The 6000-nt window shown below is 63.1% G+C and carries 1 protein-coding gene; it reads left to right on the plus strand.

Annotated elements, in window-relative coordinates:
- The first annotated feature begins 177 nt into the window (after window positions 1-177).
- Window positions 178-5682: a shikimate kinase gene (locus tag IVB12_RS20890; protein ID WP_247301454.1), complete on the plus strand. Its 5505-nt coding sequence runs from the start codon at window positions 178-180 to the stop codon at window positions 5680-5682.
- Window positions 5683-6000 lie beyond the last annotated feature (318 nt).

Below are 6000 nucleotides of genomic sequence, written 5' to 3' on the forward strand. Positions count from 1 at the left end.
GGTGGGAGGCGCGGTGATCCTTTCTCAGTGTCGGAGCGCGGCGTACAAGGTGGGGGCGCAAGCTCATCGCGTTCAGGCGATGAACAATGGCGAATCGATGGAGGAGGCAGAAGCTCGCAATCAGGCGCGGTCTCATCACAGAAGCAATCCGCGTCCAAACAGAGGGCAGGACTGGCAATGCAGCGCACCATGGAGGTGGGCGCATACAGCCTGCACCTTACAGACTTGAAGCGACATAGACGTGTAGATCTTGAAGCAAAGCTTCGTAAAGCGCTGCAGGCCATTCAACGGGCTTGTAAGGCCGTGGCAGAACAGGTATCGCGGCTTGATTACCAGCTAATCAAGAAGGTGAAGCCGAGGGCGCTTTCGCTCTTCGCATTCTCATTTGGTCGTCACCCAGGCTCGACTAAAGGCCGCGAAGCAACGACGAAAGTCGCCAAGTCGGATTGCAGCGAAAACAGGGTGCTTGAGGAGCCGAACGGTCAAGATCTGTCATTACTGGTAGACAGCTTCAGCAAGTGGCCGAAAGAACGCTCCTGTCGACAGGCGGGAGCTGCGATCGCCCGTGAGATGCTTTCCCGCAACCTATCCGACTTTAAGCCGCAGGAGCTGGCGAATCTGGTAAACGATTTCAGCAAGTGGCCTGACGAGCCCGGTTGTCGTGAGGCCTCAATCGCAATCGCCGGTGAGGTGAGTCCCGGCGAGCTCTCCCATTTTGAACCGCAGCGCTTGGCGAACCTGGTGAACAGTTTCAGCAAGTGGCCCGACGAGCCCGGTTGTCGTAAGGCCACAGTCGCAATCGCTGGTGAGGTGCGTCCCGGCGAGCTCTCCCATTTTGAACCGCAGCACCTGACGAACTTGGTGAACGGTTTCAGCAAGTGGCCGGACGAGCCGGATTGTCGCAAGGCCACAGTCGCAATCGCTGGTGAGGTGCGTGGCGGCAAGCTCTCCCATTTTGATCCGCAGGCCTTGGCGGCCCTGGTGAACGGCTTCAGCAGATGGCCGGACCAGCAGGAGACGCGTGAAGCGACGGTTGCCATCGCCGGCGCGGTGGTTGCCCGGGCCGGCAATCTCGACGGATTCTCGGATCAAGAATTGGCCAATCTGGTGAACGGTTTCGGCAAGTGGCCGGAAGAAGAAAAAGCACGCGAGGCGATCGTTGCCATCGCCGGCGAGCTCAGCTCCAAGGGCCGACGCTTCAGCACTTTCAGCACGCCTGCGCTAGTCAGGATCGCCAACGGTCTGTCGCGGGGTATCGAGGGGGGTGAGACCGCCGGCGAGGTCGCCGAACCCGCCTTGAAGGACCGGCTGCATCAGCTGGCGCACTACCTCCAATATGCCGAGGATCGGCTGCAGCAGGCCGATGTCCATGCCATCGCGAGTATATTCAAGGCGTTGGGCAAGGCGCAGTTGTTGGACGAACTCGGTGCGCTGGCACAGCCGGGGCTGGACAGGCTCGAGATGTTACGTGCCGCTCCCGGGTTTAAGCTCGACAACAACCTCGAGACGATGGGCAATCTTTGCGCCTCCCTGCTGCCACTGGCTCGCAGCCCGAAGCCGGCGTTGCGCTGGCACCGCAGGTCGGCGCTGAACCTGCTCAACGCCATCCAGCCGGTGGTGGAACACAAGATCGATGCCCATCTCAAGCCAGGCCAGGCCGAGCGCACCAGCGGCGCCAATGCAAGCCGCTGCCTGGCGCTTTCGATCTATCAGGTGCTCAAGACCCGGGCGGTGCTGGGGACGCTCTACCGGCGGCCCTATGTCGATGGCGACGAGCTCGCCTTGAAGGCCAGGCAGGAAGAGCTGCACGGCAAGACCAGGCAGATCCTGGACAGTGCCCGCGCCCTCATCTACGCCGACCTTTCCTACATGAGCTGGAACGTGATCGCCGAGATCGAGGCGAAGGAGCCGCTCGAAGCGCTCGACACCTTCATGGCGCAGAACGCATCGATGGTCCAGGCCCAGCATGCAGCCGCCAGCTTCGATGTCCATCGGGTCCTTCAGGCCATGGACCACGAGCCGAGACCGCCGCAAGGCGATGCCGGACTGATGCGGCTGCCGGTGGTCGACATGCAAGGCCGGCCGCTGGCCAGCGAAGCCGAGTTGCGCTATTCCATTTTCCACCGCTTGACCTCGGGCGCGGTGAAGGTGGTGGCAGTGCAGCTAAAGGGAACTCCGACTGGCGCCATGCTGACACGCACGTTCACCGTGGAGGGCGTGCCCTACCGCATGGACCTGTTCGGCGGCAGCAAACTGAAGCCGCCGCAAGAGAGCCTGAACAAGCTTGCCTCTCACCTGCCCTTCGCGGCCGAAGAGGCCCCAAGCGGCAAGCTTTTGGCGATCCCCTATGCCGAGACGGCTCCGGGTACGGCCTTTGAGCAGCTGTCGCGGGCCTGGGCGCCCTTCAAGGAAGCCTATTACTATACCCAGCGCCGCGGATTTGCCGCGCCGCCGGGCATTCCCGATGTTGGCCCGCATGATTATGCGCTGGAAGGGTGCTTCAAGCTGTCCCTTCTGCCCGACCGCCCCGCAGGCGCAGTGCATCCCTTCCGGTTCGAGGGGCGAGACGGCGAGATCGCCTTGCGGCCGCATGACGGCTGCGGCTTCATCAGGGCCTCACTGGCCGAGCGCATGCCGGCCATTGCCCGGGCTCGCCACGACGCTCCCGAGCGGATGCCTGCCTATGCCGATAAAAGGCAATCGGCGGTACCGTCCTCGGCGCTGCAACATTATCCGCGCAGCGTCGAGGTGGCACAGGAGACCCGCGAGAAGGCTCTGGCTTGGCTCGAAACCCGTCAAAGCCTCAGCGCCGAGGAGCTGTTCCGGACGGTCACGGGCGGGCATATCGAGGGTTCGAGCGCTATCGCCGTGCCGTCCAGCGACGAATGCCTGCATGTGCCGACGGGCAAGAGCAAGACCTTGACCCGTGACGCTGGCGTGCTTGTCGGACGCTCCCCCTATGACAAGCCCAACCTGCGCCCGTTCGCCGCCGACCGGGTCAGGTCGGCGCGCGATGGCGATCGGACCGCGGCGTTCCTGGATCGGTGCGTGGCCTTCCAATACAGCTTCAACGTCGCGCACAGGTCGGGGGCTGGGCTTGCCGCCGACGATCCGACCTTCTTTGCCAAAGGCATCTTGATCGTTGTGCCCGACGAAATGTGGCCGGCGGACTTCGCCGAGCGCGGGGTGGTGATGTCTGCCGAGGACGTAAAGTGCCATTCGCGCTGGCTGGAGAAAAAGGACCGAGTCAAGGCCGACACCGCGCTCGAGTGCGTCGGCATCCTGCAGGCGACGGAGGTGTTCGCGCCCGGCTCTTTGGTTGCGGTTCCGAGCGCCGAACAAAAAAATCTCGACGGCGATTTTGACGGCGACATCGTCGTCATCATCGGCGACCGGCCTCGCCTTTACGAGCATGTGCGCCAGTTCGACGCGGAGCTGCAGGCGCGCGGCATCGCCTCGATGAAGCCGCCGAAGTCGCACACGCCGGCCATTGAGAAAGGCGGCTACCAGTTCAGCCGGTCCAAGCAGATCCTGTCGGCCACCGGGCTGGTGCTGGAGACCTACAGCTGCCTGCAGCGCAACGTGCTGGCGCAGCCGCTGGAGGCGCAACGCTGGTTTGCCGAGCGTGCCATCTTCGGCACCTACGAGGGCATTCATCATGAGCTCAAGGCCGACATCCGCGCACTGTTGCAGGAAGATCGGCCGGATGGCCAGACCCTCCATGAGCTCATCGTCAGGGCGGGGGAAGACAGCAAGGCCGCCAGCCATCCGGTGGCCTGCGAACTGGCCGCCTTGCTAGTGGCCGAGCTCCAGGACTGGAACCTGCAGCTCAATAGCGAGCCGGCTCATGAGCAGTCGGACGTCAACGTCAAGCAGCAGTTAGCGCGATCCGTGGCCTCAACCGGCGCGAAGCCTGCCGTCAGCGCCGACGCCGGCGCGCTCTTCCCGAAACTCAGCGAATCCTATCCGGCAACCGCTGACGCCAGGAAGCGCATCGACTTCCTGCTCAACCACTACCAGCCGCGCATGGATCCGCGGCCCGACGGCTACAACCCGGACGATCTGCATGAAAGTGCCATCAATCTGTTGAGCGTCGGCATCAAGGCCGGCACGGACGCCTACAAGTCCGATACCGGTGCGCGGGTGTTCATGCAAAAAACCACCGAATTGCAGCGGCTCTTGGAGCGGAGGCCGGGCTTCAAGTCGGCGCCCTATGTCAAGGCGCAGGCGGCAAAGCTCCACCAGGGCCGGTTCGACGTCGATGGCAGCCTGGCGGATCTGAAGAACAACCCCACGCTGGCGGCCTCGGTCATGGAGGCCTCGATCAGACTCGCCGTCGAAAAGCGCATCCTGCCCAGCGCCTTAGCCATCTCGGCCGACGACGACCCCGCCAGCAGGATAACGCTGAGCAGCGAACAGGCCCTGGAGCGCGCCAGGCTCGAAGCCGCCCCCGCCGAAGCGCAAGAAAGCGCGATTACCGAAACTGTGCATGCGGTTGCCGAGCTTTTGCGGCAGGACGGCATCGAGGTGAAGGTGCCGCATCTTGACCAACGGTCGCGCGGGCAGGTCTGGATAGCCGATGAGTTGACCGGCCAGAGCGTGAGCGCGGCGCCGGAGGCCCAACTGGTCACCAATACCGTGCGCCATGTCTTCGAGATCCCGGACGAGGCTTTTACGCGCGCCTTCAGGAAGGCGGTACTGGCCTTCGAGGAGCGGGACTGCAGCGAGGTCGAGACCACCAACTGGTTCATCAGGATGGACACGCCGCGGTTACGCGGCGTTCACACGGCGTTCAGAACCGCGCAGAACTATCGCTTCGAGGTCGAGTTCCATACGCCGGCCACTTACCGGGCCGAGCTCGCGCAGAGCGAATGCGAGCTGGTCCCCATTCCCCGTGGTGCCTGGGAGATATTACACTGGGGCTCGTCAGGAGAAAGCAGGTCGAGGGCGGCAGGGACCTCCAGGTCGCTCACCGTCGCAAGACAACAGATTGCGGTCGCTCGCTCGCCGCAAGCCGGCGAGATCCTCCCGGCCCTCGGTACGCGGCCGGTCGTGCTCGTCGGCATGCCGGCGAGCGGCAAGTCGACCATCGGCGCCCAGCTTGCCAAGGAGTTGGGGGTGGAGTTTGTCGACATGGATAAGCGTATCGTCGCCGAGCACGGCAATCTGATGGAGATGTTCGCCGACCCTGGCCGCGGCGAGGCGCACTTCAGGGACCTGGAGACCAAAGAGCTCGCCAAGCAGCTGGAGAGAGGGCCCATCGTCATCGCAACCGGCGGCGGCTGCTTTGGCAAGGAGTCCAATCAAGCCCTGATCCTTAATAAGGCGAGGTCGATCTGGCTCGACACCGAGCTGAAAGAGCTCCGCAGGCGCCTCAAGAGGGACACCAGCCGGCCGCTGCTGCAAGGCGCCGACATCGAGCAGAAGGTTGACCAGCTGTACGAAGAGCGCAGTCCGTTCTACCAAAAGGCCGATATCAGGTTGCCCGTCCCGCCCTTTCAAAAAGACAAGAAGGTCGCCCGCATTTGCGTGAAGGAACTCTACGCTTTCCTGTGCAGCGACAGAGAAGCCGCTCTGCCCGCTGCCGAGATATCACAAGTCTCCGGTCCTTCCGGCACCGCCATCAGCATGTCCCTAACAGCGCAGCGCATGCACGATGATCATCACAACGGCTGCGATTAGGGGGCGGCGTCGTGGAAACCATCCAGGCGCCGGCACCAATGAGTGAAGGGGAACGGCGCATCTCGACACCCTCACCGCCGACCCGCAGCCTTTGCTGGCCGGCAGTAACGCACGAGCGGATTTAGCGTTTACCGCGAGAAGCAGAGAGCGCTCAACTCCAGGGCGATAAGCTTTAGGCGGCAACGATCAAGGGTTCTTTCGTAAGCGCTTAGCCGTGACCCTATTGAGGCTGGCTTGACGTTTTGCGGAATCGCCACGGCATGAGATCATCGATCTTGCTATGGGGATGACCGTCGATGATCGCCTCGAGTGTTTCAG

The sequence above is a fragment of the Bradyrhizobium sp. 179 genome (assembly GCF_023073535.1).
GTDB lineage: Bacteria > Pseudomonadota > Alphaproteobacteria > Rhizobiales > Xanthobacteraceae > Bradyrhizobium.